This is a genomic window from Mangrovimicrobium sediminis (assembly GCF_004745945.1).
Classification (GTDB): Bacteria; Pseudomonadota; Gammaproteobacteria; order Pseudomonadales; family Halieaceae; genus Mangrovimicrobium; species Mangrovimicrobium sediminis.
Map to the genome: position 1 here is coordinate 160,940 of NZ_SRLE01000012.1, position 16,450 is coordinate 177,389.

Sequence of the window (16,450 nt, forward strand, 5' to 3'; positions counted from 1 at the left end):
CACGATGGATTAATTATCCGGACATAAAACCAAGAGGTGTCGCATGAACGAAGTGGTCAAGCACGTCGACAAGCCGCAGGACGAATCAGCCGAACCCGTCATCTTCCCGGTCGAGGCCTACATCAGCGAGGACTACGCGAAGGCCGAGCGCGACAAGCTGTGGCGCAAGGTGTGGCTGCAGGCGGGACGGGTCGAGGACATTCCCGAGGTCGGCAACTACATCACCTACGACATCCATGCCGACTCGGTGTTGATCGTGCGCACTGATGCGGACACCATCAAGGCCTACCACAACGTCTGCACCCACCGCGGCCGCCGCCTGGTCGACACCCCGCCGGGGCAGCGCAACGCTCGCGGCAAGCGCACGCATTTCATGTGCGGCTTCCACGGCTGGAACTTCGACATCGAGGGCCACTGCCACAACATCCAGCAGCAGGACGACTGGCAGGGCAAGCTCACCGACGAGCGCAGCCGGCTGGGCAAGGTGCTGGTGGAAACCTGGGGCGGTTTCATCTGGATTAACCTCGACCCGGAAGCGGAACCCCTGCGCGACTACCTGGAGCCGGCGGCGAGCATGCTCGACCCCTTCCAGTTGCAGAACATGCGCTGCCGCTGGCGCAACTGGACGGTGTTCGACTGCAACTGGAAGGTAGCGCTGGAGGCCTTCGACGAGACCTACCACGTGCGCACTACCCACCCCGAGTTCAACGCATTTGGCGACTTCACCGGTTGGGCGCGGCCGCAGGGCAAGCACAGCCATATCGGCTACGACGCGCCCAAGGGCGAGGAGGACAACAGCGGCCTGGAGGAGAACAAGGCCAAGCTGCGCCTGGGTATCGGCGACCCGCGCACCTCCACGGCGCAGATGCAGAAATACACCTGGGAGGGGGTGAACACCAACACCACGCAGACCCTGGTGGATGTCGCCCAGACCCTGCCCGAGGTGTTGCCCGAAGATACGCCGCCCGCCGAAGTGTTGCGCTACTGGCTGGATACCGCGCGCGAGATCGACGCCAAACGCGGCGTGGTCTGGCCGCAGGTGGACCCGGCCCACGTCGCTGCCAGCGGTACCGCCTGGCAGATATTCCCCAACCAGCAGATCGGCCACGCGGTCAACAACATGCTGTGCTACCAGGCGCGCCCCTACGGCAACAACCCCGATAAATGCTACTTCGAGGTGGCCGTCTACGAACTCTACCCCGAGGGCGAGGCCCCCGAGACCGAATGGACCTACGCCGCACCGGAGGACTTCCCCCACGTGCTGCGCCAGGACTTCTCCAACATGGCGGCGGTACAGGAGGGCATGAAGAACGTCGGCTTCCGCGGCGTCATCCCCAACCCCAAGTCAGAGGGCGCCGTCGTCTCCCTGCACCGCAACCTCGCGCGCTACATGGGCACTGGCACCCCCACCCCTCTCGACTAAGAAGGTGGGGTCAGTTTGCTGAAGACGGGGTGGTTTGCCAGGCGCTCGCCGAACAGGCGCAGGGCGGGTACGGACCAGTGGGTGTAGTCGAGGTAGGCGAGTTGCCCGTCCAGGAGGATGTCGCAACGGTCGTTGGGGCATACGAGGTCGAACTTGGAGATGAAGTGTGCGTCAGTGCCCGACAGTTGTTTTCGCAGCCGCTCCTCAATCTCGTGGCGCTCGAACTTCTGGTGTTCACGGGCGTACGCGTTGATGTGCCAGGCGTGCTCCACCTTGCCTAGCACTACCTTCGGGTGTTTGATGAACTCGAAGTTGGGTCCCAGCACCAGTACCTGTGCGCCGGTCGCTTCGCGAATCTGCCGAATGGTCTGGGCGATGTAGGGCAGTTCCTCTTCACGCCACTGCTCGGAGAACACCACGAGGTCTGGCGCTTCCTCTTCGATGTTGGGCAGGAACTCCGCCTGGATGCGCTGGCACTTCTGCGCGTTCACGTTTGGTATACGGTGGGTCCGGTACAACTCTTCCATGTTGTCGCCAACGCTTTCCGGCGTCAGCGGTTCACAGTAGCGCTTGTACTTCACCACACTGATGTCTTTGCCCTGCAGCGCCCACGCCAGGGCGACCGCCATGTCCTCGGCGTGGGAATCGCCCACCACCATGAGCTTGAACGACGCTTTACGGTTGGTGGGAAAATTCTGCTCTTCGACGAGTTGGGGGATGACGTCCTTGCGCACCGGGGTGTTGTCGATGATGGCCTGCACGCTGTCGGGTTGCGCGCGCAGTGCCTGGTATACCCAGGGCGCAAGCATCACGAATATCCAGGCGGCGAGGCCCGCGGCCAGCAGCGCGGCGAAATACCAGATGGTGTAGCCCTGCAGGCGCAGGCGCGCCGTCGGCTGTTCCACCAGGCGGTAGAGAACCTCGGCTCCGCCCAGGGTTACTGCCAGTAGCAACAGGATGTCGAGCCAGCGCAACGGCGCCTCGCTGAGCACGCCGTAGAACACCACCACCGGCCAGTGCAGCAGGTAGGCCGAATAGGAAATCAGCCCCACGCGCAGGAAGCTCGCCTGCAACAGGCCGCGCCCATGCAGCGCCGGGTGTCGCAACCAGATGATCAGCGCCGTGGACAGGCAAACCGGCAGCGACAGCAACCCGGGGAAACGATCCAGGGTATCGAAGTACAGCAGCGAGCCGAGCAGACCCACCGCCGCCAGCGCGAGCAGGGCGTGGTTTCCCCGTCCCCGGGAAGTCTGCAGCGCGGGCGAGCCGAGCAGTGCCCCGACCGCAAATTCGAAGATGCGGAAGGGGAACATGTAGAACGTGGTGGAAGAAGAGATTCCGTACACCCACTCCGCGGCAACCAGTGAGACAATGCCGAGCACCAGTATGGCCCGGTAGCGCCAGCCAGCACCCAGCACAAAGAGCATGACCGGCCACACCAGGTAGAACTGTTCCTCCACCGAGAGCGACCAGGTATGCAGCAGCGGTTTGAGGTAGGAACTGGTATCGAAGTAGTCGGCGATCGACCAGAAGTAGATGTTCGAGACATACAGGGCACTCGCCAATTGCGAGTGCGCGTAGTCCAGCAACAGGTCGCGGGGCAGGATGGCCAGGGCAGCGATACTGGAGAGCACCATGGTCGCCGCGAGCGCTGGCGCCAGGCGGCGGATACGGCGCGCATAAAAACCGGCAAAACTGAAACTGCCGGCCTCGAGCTGCTGGTTGACATGCTGCGTGATCAGGTAACCGGAGATCACGAAGAACACGTCGACACCCAGGAACCCGCCGCTGAAACCCGGGACCTTGAAGTGGTAAAAGATAACCGATAAGACTGCGACCGCTCGAAGCAGGTCGATATCCGGGCGCCTGCCGGCATCCTTGCTCATTTGCGACGTCCTTGTGCACAGCGGTGGTAGCGGGCAGCGTAAGGAGCCAACTGCTCGCGGTGAAACGCGCAAATTATACCATCGCCAGACGGCGGTTGGCCCCGGGCAGGTGTGCCTGTAGCGTGATTACCCGGGGTTCTTTACTGTCATTCCCCGCGCCAGCAACTGTCCCGCTGCGATGGAGAACAGGCAGTAGCCGAGGAAGAAATAGAACCCCGGCTCCAGCCGCGCGTTCATGATTAGCTGGTTGCCCATCTCCCCCGAGGCGCTGCCGGCGAGGTAGGTGACCAGCAAGCCCATGACGAAAACGTCGGCCATGGACCACTTGCTGAGTGCTGCATTGAGAGGCAGCAGCAACGGGTGCTCCACCAGCAGCGCCGCGGCTTGTAGCAACAGCTTGAAGGTGGGAATGACCATGCTGAACAGCACGATGAGGCCCGCCACGAACAGGTTTTGCTCGTGCGCCAGGTCCACCGCCGTCTGCCAGATGGAGCGCGTCGAGCTGTAGATTTCCACCTGGCCCTCGATGCGGTCCAGCCCCATGAAACTGATCAGCCCCTGCAGCATCTGCCGGCCCTGGCTGTCCATGTCGTCGCCGGCGATCAGGGTCACGCCCATCTGCGCCAGCGCCGACTTTTCGATATGGCCTTCCAGGGTGAGCACCGGCTGGGTTACCCCCGGGAAGAGCAGGGCGAGGGCGAGCAGGATGCTGGCGAACAGCATTGGTTTGTATGAACGGGTCATGGGCATTCGGGCGAGGGCGACGCGGTGGGGTTCCTGCGCGTTATGGTACGCGAAAACCCCGGGTCGCCGCAGCAATAGAACCAGGACACCTGTTCGCTATTCCGGAAACTCCGAGGCCTCGCGCAGCGTGCGGGTCGCCAGCTGGGTTTCCTTCAGGAACAGGACCAGGGCAATGATCAGGAGCAGCATGGCGCACACGAAGAAGCCGGCGATTACCGTCCCGACGTTGAGGCTCCAGTAGCTGCCGGCAAACAGCGTGACTACCAGGATACAGACCAGCAGCGCGGAGAAGGTGCAGAAGCCGATGGACAGATTATTGAGCCGGATGCGGCGGCGCAGGGCGGCCAGCTCGCGGTTGTTCAGTTCGATCAGTTCCGGGTTGGTCAGTGTATGGCTGCGGCGTTCTACCGTGCGCGAGCGATCGACGATTCGCGCCAGGCGGCCGGACATGACGTTGAGGAAGCCGGCAATGCCCGCGAGCAGGAAGACCGGGGCTACCGAGAGTTGGATGAGGTGGGGTAACTCGGTGATGTTGGCTAGGGGCTGCATGGCTGGCCTGCTTCCGCGGAGGCTGGATGGTCACGATACAACAGCTGGGGCCGGGCGCAAGTCAACCTTCCCCTAATGAATAATCCACGGCGAGTGCCTGCGCTATCGTGGAGGCGGTGTAGTCGGCGTGAGGAGCGAGAGCCTGCCCTGGAACTGCGGTAAGATGTTTTCCACGTAGGTTGCAGCTGCGGGCAGGATGCGCGTGGTAAGCATCGACTTCGCCATGACTGCGATGCCGAAAAAGCCCGGCGCCACGTCCGGCTCGATGAGGCATGGCCGCTGGGTGCGCCCGGAATTCGCCACCTGTACCGTGACAAACGGCAGCACCGCGAGGAGACAGTAAATCCCAAGCCAGAGAATACCTTCCAGGACGAGATGTATGGTTGTTGCGTGTTTCCAACCCGGGTCGGGACGGCAGTGCAAGCGCGGGGGCCGGGGTTCCCTGTGCCAACCAGCGATGCCCTTGTGCCAGCCTGAGATGGTAGCCAGGCGGCGCTAGCGTGAAAAACCCCGGTGCCGGAGGCGCTCCTGTGACAGTGCGCCCACTCTTGTCCAGCGAAACGAGCGGGCCCCTTCCTTTGTGTTTCCCGCGACATCCATCCTTGCCACTGCTGTCGGGCGCGGTGCTGCGTGCGCTCGCCATACTCTGCGCGCTGCTGCTCGGCGCCTGTACATCGATCCCACTCGACTATCCGAAAACTGTTACCACCGCGTATCCACCAGAGCAGGCGGGTCCGCTGGGAGAGCTGTCGTCCTCGTGGCACGAACAGTACCCGGGTGACTCCGGATTCCTGGGCTTGTCGAGCGGCCGGGACGCCCTGGGTGTTCGCCTGCGCCTGATCGAACTGGCGCAGCGCGGCATCGATGCGCAGTACTTCCTGTGGAAGCCGGATCGCGCCGGCAAGTTGTTGCTGAGCAAGCTGCTGCTCGCGGCGGACCGCGGGGTGCGCGTCCGGCTGCTGCTGGACGATATCTTTACCCCCAACTTTGACGACGAGATGGTGCTGCTCGCCAGCCACCCCAACATCGACATTCGCCTGTTCAACCCGCTGCAGCGCGGTGTCTTCAAGTACCCCGGCTACCTGGCAGACTTCAAACGCGCCAACCGGCGGATGCACAACAAGTCGTTTACCGTGGACAACAACGTCACCATCATCGGCGGGCGCAATATCGGCGAGGAGTACTTCGACCTGAAAACCGCCGGCACCTTCGACGACTTCGAGATGCTCGCCGTCGGCCCTGTGGTGGAGCAAACCAGCGCGAGTTTCGATGCGTTCTGGAACAGCCGACTCGCGGTGCCGATAGCCGCCATCGGCAGCGCCGGGGACACCGCGCGCGTGGAGCAGTGGCGGGCTGCCATGCGCGAGGAAGTGGCCCCGGGTGCATCGGGTCTTTACGCACAGGCGCACGCCTCCACCATGCTGCGCGAGATACGCGAGGGGCAGGTGACGTTGACTGCAGCACCCGCAACCCTGGTATCCGACCTGCCGCAAAAGCTGAAGTCGAACCCTGCGGACGTTGCGCACAGGACAATGGCGACAGAGATTGGCCGCCACATGCTGGCCGCGCAGCGCGAGCTGCTGGTGGTGACGCCGTACTTCATACCGCTGGAGAGCGGTGCGGCGAATATCGAGGCGTTGCTGGCGCGCGGCGTGCGTGTGGTGATCGTGACCAATTCCCTGGCCTCTACCAACCACGTACCGGTGCACAGTGCCTACGTCCGGTATCGCAAGCGGCTGCTTGAGGCCGGTGCGGAGATCTATGAAATCGCCGCGGCGACGGACGGCGAGGCGAGTGACTGGGGGCATTCGCGTGAACGCCTGACGCTGCACACCAAGGCCGCAGTGATCGACCGGACTACCCTGATCGTCGGTTCGATGAATTTCGATCCGCGGTCGATTCAGCTCAACAGTGAACTGGGCCTGATGATTCGTTCGCCGCTACTGGCGACGGACTTTGCTGGCGAAGTAGGGAATACCGTATCGTCCGCCGCCTACCGCGTGGAACTCGACGAGCGGAACAAACTCCGCTGGGTGTACCTGGGTGACGGGGAGCAGTACACCGTGTCCCGCGAACCGCAGGCGGGCTTTGGCAGGCGTTTCATGGCCGGGTTTTACCGTCTGCTACCGCTGGAAGACCAGTTGTAGGCGGGCTGCAAGATGCAGCGCGCATCGCAACGTGATGATGCCGCGCCCTAGAAGCGGAACTGCAGGCCGATATTCAGCTGGACCTGGGAGTACAGGTCCGATTCGAAGGCCACGGCACAACCGTTCGAGCAGATAGCCGAACCGCGGCTATCGAAGAAGGTGCCGATCCAGCGCGCCTCCAGGCGTAACAGTGTGTGTTGCGCAAAGTTGAAATTGGTGCCGGCGGCGATATGGGCAGAAGCGCGCGTGGTGCTGTCGAGCGTGGCGTCATCGGGGTCGAAGTAGGCAGCGCCGATGCCCGCCATGACGAAGGGTTCCCACGCGCCGGTGGGATAGTACCGCATGCCGGTGAAATGAACGTGGGTGATACCCAGGTTATCGTCCCCCAGGCCCGCCTTGCTGCCGATCTGGGTCTCGCTGTGCGTCAGCAGTAGGCCGAGCCGGGTATCGGGGTCCTGGGGCAGGGGGAAATCCAGTGCCGCGGTATAGGCCGCGGCATCGTCCATGCGGACTGTGTCGCCGGCTTTTCCCGGGGTGCCTGCGGGCGGAGGGTCGCTGATTTCCATGTCTTCGTTGTACTGCCAGCCCAGTAGGAGGGTCAGGTCGGTGGCGGCTGCGGGAGCGGACACGCACGCCAGGGCGAGGATTAGTGCGCAGGTGGGTCGGGTCATGGGGTGGTCCTTTGCTGGCTGTTGCTTCCGGTGAGTGTCACTGCGATGGGTTTGGGTTGGTGGAGTCACTGGTGTATGGACATGTCGTTTTAGTGTGTCGCTACTGACCGCTATCTAGGTTAAGGCAACCAGCGCGCGCTCACCAGATAGCCAGGGCGGCGCCCGGGCGGAATCTTTAAAGGAGGTCTGCGGTATGGACCTGGGCAAGCATAATCTGCGCAAGAGGATGAACCCACAACACCCTTTGGGGTGTTGCGGCCCTGCGGGCTCGCCTGCGGCTCGGTTCAAAACGCTGGCGCGTTTTGTCGAACCTGAGAGGTTCTCATCAGCCCTCGAGCAGACCGTTCATAAAAAAAGCCGACGCGAGGTCGGCTTTCTTTATGAATGGCCCGCCCGAGAGGATTCGAACCTCTGACCTCTGCCTCCGGAGGGCAGCGCTCTATCCAGCTGAGCTACGGGCGGTTAGTGCTCCCAAGTCCCTGACGGATATACAAAATCCGAATAAATTGAACGACTTAGGGGTCGGCAATTGTACTCGCTGCCCGGCGCGATTGGAATAGCCGCCCGGGCTTTTCTGCCGCAACCAGACCAACATCGCCAAACCGTCACACAGCCCGCCTACACTGCTTTCATGACATTTCATGCGTTGTGAAGGAGTCGGGCGGATATGGTCGCCATCGTGCCGTCCCCCGGGGCTGTCGCCAGCGGGGAAACTGAACTCAACAGCCTGATCGCGGAACTCGCGGGCATCCGCACCCAGATGCTGGCGGCGGGGCGCGCGGTGCCGGCATCGATTCACCCGGCGCAGCGCGAAAGCGCCGCCAACCTGCTGCACTACCTCAGCCTGCGCCAGCGCGACCTGCGCCCGCTGCAGTCGCGGCTGGCGGTGCTCGGTCTGTCGTCGCTCGGGCGCTCCGAGTCCCATGTACTCGCATCGGTGGATGCGGTTCTCGCCACACTCTACAAACTCGCCGGTCGATCCTGGGAGGGAGCAAAAGCGCCGAGCAGCGAGGCGGACTTCCGCCACGGTAGCGAGTTGCTGGAACAGCACAGCCAGGCCCTGCTCGGGCCGGTGCCCGCCGGTCGCAATCCGCGGATCATGGTCACCATGCCCAGCGACGCCGCGCGCGACTACCCGCTGGTGCGCGACCTGTTGCGCGCGGGCATGGACTGCATGCGCATCAACTGCGCCCACGACGCGCCGGGCGCCTGGTCGGCGATGCTCGGCAACCTGCGCCGTGCGGAGCAGGAACTGGGGCGCAGCTGCCGGGTGAGCATGGACCTCGGCGGGCCCAAGCTGCGCACCGGGCCTGTCGCCGGTGCGCTGGCGGTGACCAAATGCCGGCCGCAGCGCGATGCCTTCGGGGTGGTGACGGAGCCCTCGCGCCTGTGGCTCAGTGCCCGCGAACATCCGTCCCCCGCGCCTTCGACGGCGGACCTCGCATTGCAGGTGGATAGCGCGTGGCTGCAGTCACTCTCGACGGGCGACACGGTGCGCTTCACCGACACCCGCGGCTCGCGCCGGCGCATGCAGGTGCTGGACGTCACGCCGGAAGGCGCCTGGCTGGGCGGGCGCAAGACCGCCTACTTCTCCAACGGCACGGTGCTGCATCGCCTCGGCCGCCACAAGCGGCGCAAGACCCGTGTGTACGCGGTGCCCGAGCGCGAGCCGCTCATCACACTGGTGCCCGGAGACCTGTTGATCCTGCGGCCGGATGAGCGCGCCGGGCGTGCCGCGACCCACGACGAGGCGGGCGTACTGCTCACCCCGGCGCACATCGGCTGTACCCTGCCCGAGGTGCTGGCCTGCGTGCGCGTGGGTGAGGAGGTCTGGTTCGACGATGGCAAGATCGGCGCGGAGGTCGAGAGCATCTGCGACGGCCAGTTACACCTGCGCATTCGCCACACCGCGCCGCGCGGTGGTCGCCTGCGGGCGGACAAGGGCATCAACTTCCCCGGTAGTCGCCTGCAATTGCCGGCGGTCACGGAAAAGGATGTGGAGGACCTCGCCTTCGTCGCCGGACACGCGGACATGGTCGCGCTGTCCTTTGCCAACAACGTGGAAGACGTCCACGCCCTGGCGGAACAATTGCGTCCCTACGGCACCGATGCGCCAGCAGTGATACTGAAGATCGAAACCGTCGAGGGTTTCCGCAACCTGCCGGACATGCTGCTCGCGGCGATGGCGGCGCCCCTGTGCGGGGTGATGATTGCCCGCGGCGACCTCGCGGTGGAGGCGGGCTTCGAGCGCCTGGCGGAAGTGCAGGAGGAGATCCTGTGGCTGTGCGAGGCGGCCCACGTGCCGGTGGTCTGGGCCACCCAGGTGCTGGAGACCCAGGCGCGTACCGGCGCGCCGACCCGCGCTGAGATCACCGACGCGGCGATGGGCCACCGCGCCGAGTGCGTCATGCTCAACAAGGGCCCGCACATCCGCGAGACGGTGCGCACGCTGGACAACATCCTGCGGCGCATGCAGGGCCACCAGTTCAAGAAGCAGTCGATGCTGCGCGAGTTGAGTCTCGCGCGCTACATCGACCCGGGCGTCGCCTAAATCGACTTCAGGTACTCGAGCAGCGCCAGCTTCTCCTGCGGCGGCAGTTCAGTACCGAACTCGTGCCCGCAGCGGCTGTTGCCGGAATCGAGCGCGGCGCAGTCGGTGGTGTGCAGCGTATCCGCCAGTCCCGGTTGCTGACCGCTCAGCCCCACCTTCACCGGGTCGTACTCCGCGCCCACCCGGAAACTGGCCGGCCGCAGCGCCGCTGGTTCCAACAGGTCGGCCAGGGTCGGCACCGAGCCGTTGTGCAGATAGGGTGCGGCGCCCCAGATACCCTGCAGCACGCGCGCTTCATAGGCGCAGCCCGGCGCGGCGCCCATCATACGCGGCGGGCCGTCGGCACTTTGGTTCGGCAGCACCACGGTGGGAAACGCGGATTCCAGGGTCTTCAGGTTGTCCGAGACGGAGCGCTCGGAGAGAACCTGCTCCAGGGTGAGCGGCTCGCCCGGCGCCGCGCCCATCTTCATCTTGTCGCTGCTGCCGAGGCCCAGTTCGTACTGCAGGATGCTGCCGATCACCGCCAGGCCGAGGATGTTCACTGCGGCGTCGGTTTCCTTCAGCGGGTCGGGCTTGACCACGGGTATTCTCGCGCCTTCGAGTACGCCGGTTTTCGCCGTACGCGTAAGCAACTCGCACTCACGCGTATCCGTGCCCACATCCACCACCGGCGTCTTCCAGGTATCGTGGTCCAGCGAGCGGAAGGCGCCCTTGCTGATGCCGTGGCATTCGACGCAGCCGCCGGCCTCGGTGTCGCGGTCGAAGATGGCCTTGCCCTGTGCGGCGAGTGTCGGGTCCAGCTCCCAGGGCCAGGCCGGCGGGCCGATCAGCCACAACCATTCCTCCAGGGCCTTGAGGCCGCCGAAGTTGATCGAGTTGTTGTTCATGTAGTCGATGCCCACCAGCTGTCGCTTCTCTGGCTGGAACTGGCCGAATACGCCGATGACCTCACCCACGTTGCGTGCCAGACCGAACAGGGCGTTGCCGTTATCGGCAAAGCCCGGCCACTGGGTCTTGTCCTGGCGGGCGGCGTTCCACAGGAAGGGGTAGCGCACCGGGGCATCGGCGACGTGGATGTTTTCCGCGATGATGTGGTTTGGCGGCGGGCCGATATCCAGCCCGGTCAGGCGGTTGAAGATCATGCCCACCGCATCCAGCCGCGACAGCCCCCAGGGCTGCGCCGGCAGCGAGCCTACAGTAATCGTGTGGAAGGGCAGGTACCAGGTCTCCACCGCCAGCTTGAGTTCGGCGCGCGCCGTTGCGCCGGCCTGCTGGCCGAGGACGTCTTTGGCGAACTGGTCGAATGTAGCGGGGTTGGCCAGCAACAGCCCGAAGGCGGCGTCCATGTCGGCCAGCATCTGCTGGAAGTCGACGATGCCCGGCCCGCCGTCCAGTCGGTAGGAGGTGCCCTGGTAGGTGATCTGGCGCGTGTGGCAGGCCGAGCAGGTCATACCCAGGTAGTCCTCGCCGTTCATCGACGCCACGCTGAAACCGATCGGCAGGCCGGTGCCCGGCTCCAGTTCATTGGGCAGGTAGCCGTAGCGCGACAGGCTGCCCGCCAGGAAGGGGGTGCCGTTGGCCTGGCGCAGGGCCTGCATCCAGCTCAGCGGCAGCATGCGCGAACCCTGGTCCTGGCTGTAGAACTGCTGGCGCAGGTTGTTGTTCCAGGCGTCACCCTGGGCGGTGTACACCAGCTGCCCGCCCGGTGCCGGTTGTGGTTTGCCGGGGCCGTTGTTATCCGGCGGTGTGTTGCAGCCTGCGACGACTGCCAGCAACGTGGCGGCGAGCGCGATTCCCTTGCCCTTGAGCTTTGCCATGGTGAGACCCTCCCTGGTTTTGTCAGGTGTTGTTATCGGTGGTACGAAGCAGCGCAAGCTTAGGTCCGCACGGCGGGGCCGGCCATTTCACCGTATTACACGTTCGCCGGCGGGAGTCGCTTGCGCTTGCGACTCGCCCGCGGCCGCTTTCCGTCGGCCGGGGGTGGAGGGAATATAGTTGCTGGGAGCCGGTTCAGCCATGCAGCGCAGGCAAGGGCGAAGTGCCCTGGGGACGAGGGTGTGTTGTTACCGCAGTGGCGGGCGACGCCGGCCTGTGACGCGAGCCTGGTCTATTTCGGTTTGGGCGGGGGGGCGCCGAGGGTGATCAGGTCGGTCAACTGGCGGGCGATGTCCGCCAGTTCCTGTTGCTGTTCCTCCTGCGAGGTCGGCTGTGCGGCGTCCTCGCGGCAAGCCCGGTCCAGCACTACCGCGAACATCATGCCGAAGCTCGCCAGTTGCAGCAGCCGGGCGTCTATCCCGTCCCCGAGCATGTCCTGTGCTATCTCGGCGCGCGCGCTGATGAACGGTGCCAGGTGCTCGCGGTACACCGCCTTGCCCAGTTCCACGTCCGAGTACAGTGCCTGTACCAGCAGCGGGTAGATCTCCACCATGCCGTGCAGGTTCTCCAGCATGCCGGCCTGCAGCAGGCCGCGCAGGTCTTCCGCGTTGCCGGCCTCGGCGTAGCCATTCATGCGCTGGCGCGACTTATCGATGGTCTCACCCAGGGGTTCGACCACGGCGGCGATGAACAGCTCTTCCTTGGAGCGGAAGTGCTCGAACAGGGTGGACTGGTTGATGCCCGCCGCGGCCGCCAGTTCGCGGGTGCGCGCGCCTTTGAGGCCGCTGCGGGCGAAAACCTCGCGGGAGGTAGTCAGGATGTGCTCGCGACGCAGTTGTGCCGGCAGGTAGTGGCGCCGCCCGCTGGGTGTTTCGCGCTGGCCTTCGTGTGCTTTGGGTTGCTCCTGCTCTTGCTGCGCTCTGCGCTGCCTGGTGGATGGGTCTGCCGTCATTCCCTTGCTCTCTCCTTGTGCGACATTGCCGGGTCAGTACATGCCCGGCTTACAACAGTGCCAGCTGTCGCAGGTCGGCGACATACTTGTCGATCAGTGCGCGCGACAACTGCGGCATCGCGAGTCCGGATGCCTCCACCGCGGCGCGAAACTCCCCGGATGGTAGCACGCTCTCCACGCCCGGGTGCTGGGGTTGGCGGTAGGGCGCCAGCAGGGCGAGCAGCGACTGCCGCCGCTGCTCTTCCGGCAGGGCCTGCATGGCGGTCTCGAAGTGCGCCAGCCATTCATCGTAGCGCGGCACACGGGTGATCGCGCAGCCGGCATCGACCAGCCAGTCGACGAAATCGTCCAGCGAGACATTGCCCGTACCGGCGCCGGCTTCATTGTAGGCGTGGAAGTCGCTGGTCACGCGCAGGCCGATGGCGGTGGTCGCGGCGGCCAGGAAGTCCACGGTAAAGCCCTCGTAACGCGCCCCGGGGCGCTCGCCGTCAGCCAGTTCCTGCGCGTAGAAGGTCGCCGGCGCTACGCCGGTGACCGCCAGGCTGTAGAGCAAACGCGTAAACATGTCGGGCACGTTGAGCTGGCCGCCGTACTGGCTGTGCGCCAGGATCATGCCGGGGCGGAACACGCACACCGGCAGGCCGAAATCGTCGTGCGCCTCGCGCAGCAGTACTTCGCTGGCCCACTTGCTGACGCCGTAGCCGTTGGCGTAGTCCTCGCGCAGCTCGCATTCCGGCGCCGCCTCGCGGATGTCGCTGGTCTCGTCCACCAGGCCGCTTTTGCACACGGTGCTGACGCCCAGGGTGGAGATGTAGTGAATGCGCTTGCGCTTGCCGGTGATGGCCAGGCGCACGAGGTCGGCGGTGCCGGCCACGTTGGCGGCGAACAACTGCTTGTAGGGCAGCACGTGATTGACGTGGGCGCCGCAGTGCACGATCACGTCCACGCGCTCGGCCAGGGATTGCAGGTTGTCGGCATCCAGGCCGAGGTCCGGCGCGGCGAGGTCGCCGGCCACCACCTCGAGGTGGTCCCAGGCGAGTTCGCGGAAGTGTTCCAGCAGCGCCGGATCGGTGGCCAGAGCGCTCTCCACGCGGCGGCGGGCATCCTGCGCATCCGCGCCGCGGGCGATCAGTACCAGCCTGCCACCGGTCTTCGCCAGTTGCTCCAGCCAGGCGATGGCGAGGAAGCGGCCGAGGAAGCCCGTCGCACCGGTGAGCAGGACGGTGCCCGATGCATCGCCGGCCGGCGGCAGGCCCGTCGCGTTGGTCAGCGTGTCGGGATCGATGAACTTGTCCAGGGTCAGGTCACTGGCTTTCACCCGGGTGGCGCCCTTGCCGTGTACGTTGGCGAAGGTGGCGCGATTGGAGTTGCGTGCGCGCTCGATGGTCTCCGCCACCAGCCGCGCGCTGCCCGCCGGGTTGATGATGGTGCCTACCGGTACTTCCACGTCGAAGATTTCCTCGAGCAGGATGGCGAACTCCAGGGCGGTGAGCGAGTCGCCGCCGAGGTCGCCGAAGCGGTCCTCCGGCTGTACGTCCAGCGCGGCGGCACCGAGGCAGACCTTCAGCGCGCGCAATACGGTCTCCAGCACCGGCTGGTCGGCGCCGCCGGTGCGCAGCGCACGCAGCTCTTCTACCTGTCCCTGTGCCATTTCTGCATACAGATCTTCCAGCGTGTCGCCGTAGCGTGCGCGCAGCATCGGTCGCAGGTGTTTGCCGATCTCCGACAGCAACCCGTTCTTCTGGCTGAAAGCCTCGGTCTCGATGATGAAATCCCGCGGCAGCTCGTAGCCGTTCAGGCCGTTGTGCTCGGCGATGGCCTGCAGCGACTGGCGGATCTCCGCTTTGACCTGCTCTGCATCGGCGCCGCCGCGAGAGTAGCGGCCGAGCAGTTCCACGGCCGGCACCACCACGGCGAGGAGGAAGGCGCGTTCGCTGGTGCCGTAGATGTAGATCTGGTGCACCAGCGGGCTCTGCGAATACAGCGCTTCCAGGCGGGCCACGGCGACGAACTCGCCCTGGGACAGCTTGATCACGTTGTTGCTGCGGTCCACGAACTGCAGGTGGTCCGGGCCGAGTTCGGCCATCACGTCGCCGGTGCGGTAGAAGCCCTCGGCGTCCAGGCGCTCGGCGGTGAGTTCCGGGCGCTTGAAGTAACCACCCATGAACTGGCTGGTCTTCACCAGCAGTTCACCGCGCGGGTAGGGCTTGTCGGTGGTGAAGTAGCCGAGCTCCGGCACGTCCTCGAGCTTGTAGTCGATCACCAGCGGGCGCTGGATCTTGCCGTCCACCAGCACCGTGCCGCCGCCGATCTCGGTGGAGGCGTAGCCGATCGGCATGTGCATATCGAGCATGGACTTCATGAACGCGTAGATCTCCGGTGCCAGCGCCGCGGAGCCGGTGCCGGCGGAGAACAACCTACCGCCCAGCAGTTGCTCGCGCATCTCGCGCTTGACCGCGTCCTCCACGGCAGCGGCGTCCTCGCCTGCGGCCACGCGCCGGTCTACCTCGCGCAGGAAGTGCTGGTAGAGCATCTCGCACACCCGCGGCACCAGCGACACCATGGTCGGGCGCACCAGGCTGAGGTCCTCGAACAGGGTGGAGAGGTCGCTCTTCGGCGAGCAGAAACTGGTGCCGCCGCAGCCCAGGCTCATCAGCATGAAGCCGTTGCCGACCAGGTGGCTCATCGGCATGAAGCTCAGGGTGATGGCCGGCAGCGGCATTTCCAGCAGCCAGGTGTTGATCACCAGGCTCTGCGGGAACATCGCGCCCTTGGGCGTGCCGGTGGTGCCGGACGTGTAGAACAACCAGGCCAGCGGGTCCTCCTCCTCGGGGGGAACATACAGCGGTGCCGCGGGCAGCGTGGCGCCGCGCTCGACCAGTGTTTCCAGGGTATCCACGCGGATCGGGCAGTCCGCCGCCTGCAACTGCGCACGGGCGACGTCCAGGCGTTCGCGCTGCGCGTCGTCGCGCGGTTCCACGTCGAACACCACCAGGCGTTTTGGTGCGTGCCCGGCGAGCACCGCCTCGACCGCCTTGTCGAGGTAGTCGATGCCGCAGGCCAGGGTGTGGGTCTCGGTCTCCGCCAGGATCGCGGCGTGGTTGCTCGCCGGCGCGCTGGTTTGCAGCGGTACCAGGGTCGCGCCGAGGTGGATGCCGGCGAGGATGTTGGTTGCGTAGTCCACGCTGGCGAAGCCGAGGATGGCGAGGAAATCGCCGGCGCGCAGCGGGGCATCGGCGTCGCTGTGCCACTCGGCGGCCAGCGTGCAGGCGCGCCGCCACAGTTGTGCGTAGCTCACGGTTTCGAAGCGCGGCAGCAGGCGGATGGTGCTGCGCCCGCTGGCCGGGTCGGTGACGATCTCCCGCGCCCGCTGCCCCAGCGCCGGCCGCTCGGCGTAACCCTCCATCACGATCTTCACCACCTCGGCCAGGCGCAGGCCGGGCTGGCGCTTGGCCTCGTTGACCGCTTCCAGCGCCATGGCGTCGCGGAACTGGGCATCCTCCGCGTGCAGTTGCAGGAATCGCTGGGCCTGTTTTTCGCGCTCCGCGTCCGCCCCCTGGTTGCCTTGCAGCGGGTCTCGTTTCTGGGCAGTGCTCATGAAGATACGTTCCTGTTTGGGCCGGCTTTGCCGTGTTATGGGTTATATGCCAGC

11 protein-coding genes and 1 tRNA gene are annotated in these 16,450 nt (G+C 65.3%); 4 read left to right on the forward strand and 8 right to left on the reverse strand.

The genetic code is table 11. The features are described from left to right. Nucleotides 1-43 precede the first annotated feature (43 nt). The gene (locus tag E4634_RS17025) at nucleotides 44-1,423 is read left to right on the forward strand and encodes an aromatic ring-hydroxylating oxygenase subunit alpha (protein ID WP_135445861.1); all 1,380 of its coding nucleotides are present in this window, start codon (nucleotides 44-46) and stop codon (nucleotides 1,421-1,423) included. Here the strand turns inward: E4634_RS17025 and E4634_RS17030 are convergent. From E4634_RS17030 to E4634_RS17040, 3 genes are all read right to left on the reverse strand, one after another. After that, nucleotides 1,420-3,309 (reverse strand): acyltransferase family protein, encoded by a 1,890-nt coding sequence (locus E4634_RS17030; RefSeq protein WP_135445862.1) that lies wholly within the window; start codon nucleotides 3,307-3,309, stop codon nucleotides 1,420-1,422. The genes E4634_RS17025 and E4634_RS17030 overlap by 4 nt on opposite strands. A gap of 126 nt (nucleotides 3,310-3,435) precedes the next feature. Then, nucleotides 3,436-4,053 carry a paraquat-inducible protein A gene (locus E4634_RS17035; protein WP_206046924.1) on the reverse strand — a complete coding sequence of 206 codons (618 nt, stop codon included), beginning with the start codon at nucleotides 4,051-4,053 and terminating at the stop codon, nucleotides 3,436-3,438. A 96-nt stretch (nucleotides 4,054-4,149) separates the two neighbouring features. Beyond that, nucleotides 4,150-4,602 carry a DUF2721 domain-containing protein gene (locus E4634_RS17040; protein ID WP_135445864.1) on the reverse strand — a complete coding sequence of 151 codons (453 nt, stop codon included), beginning with the start codon at nucleotides 4,600-4,602 and terminating at the stop codon, nucleotides 4,150-4,152. A 797-nt stretch (nucleotides 4,603-5,399) separates the two neighbouring features. Here E4634_RS17040 and E4634_RS17045 point away from each other — a divergent pair. Then, the gene (locus E4634_RS17045; protein WP_167854955.1) at nucleotides 5,400-6,749 is read left to right on the forward strand and encodes a phospholipase D family protein; all 1,350 of its coding nucleotides are present in this window, start codon (nucleotides 5,400-5,402) and stop codon (nucleotides 6,747-6,749) included. Nucleotides 6,750-6,796: 47 nt separating this feature from the next. Here E4634_RS17045 and E4634_RS17050 read toward each other — a convergent pair whose 3' ends face one another. After that, nucleotides 6,797-7,420: an outer membrane protein gene (locus E4634_RS17050; RefSeq protein WP_135445866.1), complete on the reverse strand. Its 624-nt coding sequence runs from the start codon at nucleotides 7,418-7,420 to the stop codon at nucleotides 6,797-6,799. 193 nt (nucleotides 7,421-7,613) lie between these two features. Between E4634_RS17050 and E4634_RS17055 the strand changes: the two genes are divergently transcribed. Continuing rightward, complete coding sequence (locus tag E4634_RS17055) at nucleotides 7,614-7,835, forward strand: hypothetical protein (RefSeq protein WP_135445867.1); 222 nt, start codon at nucleotides 7,614-7,616, stop codon at nucleotides 7,833-7,835. Here E4634_RS17055 and E4634_RS17060 read toward each other — a convergent pair. Further along, nucleotides 7,806-7,882: transfer RNA gene (locus E4634_RS17060), tRNA-Arg, on the reverse strand. The genes E4634_RS17055 and E4634_RS17060 overlap by 30 nt on opposite strands. Before the next feature lie 205 nt (nucleotides 7,883-8,087). On the opposite strand from E4634_RS17060, the gene E4634_RS17065 reads away from it, so the two are divergent. Beyond that, on the forward strand, nucleotides 8,088-9,971 hold the full coding sequence (locus E4634_RS17065; protein ID WP_135445868.1) for a pyruvate kinase: 1,884 nt from the start codon (nucleotides 8,088-8,090) through the stop codon (nucleotides 9,969-9,971). Here E4634_RS17065 and E4634_RS17070 read toward each other — a convergent pair. From E4634_RS17070 to car, 3 genes are all read right to left on the reverse strand, one after another. Continuing rightward, nucleotides 9,968-11,788: a di-heme-cytochrome C peroxidase gene (locus tag E4634_RS17070; protein WP_206046925.1), complete on the reverse strand. Its 1,821-nt coding sequence runs from the start codon at nucleotides 11,786-11,788 to the stop codon at nucleotides 9,968-9,970. The two genes, E4634_RS17065 and E4634_RS17070, sit on opposite strands and share 4 nt — an antisense overlap. Before the next feature lie 290 nt (nucleotides 11,789-12,078). After that, a complete protein-coding gene (locus E4634_RS17075; RefSeq protein WP_135445869.1) occupies nucleotides 12,079-12,798 on the reverse strand; it encodes a TetR/AcrR family transcriptional regulator in 720 nt (239 codons plus the stop codon). A gap of 49 nt (nucleotides 12,799-12,847) precedes the next feature. Continuing rightward, nucleotides 12,848-16,396: a carboxylic acid reductase gene (gene car, locus E4634_RS17080; RefSeq protein ID WP_135445870.1), complete on the reverse strand. Its 3,549-nt coding sequence runs from the start codon at nucleotides 16,394-16,396 to the stop codon at nucleotides 12,848-12,850. Nucleotides 16,397-16,450 lie beyond the last annotated feature (54 nt).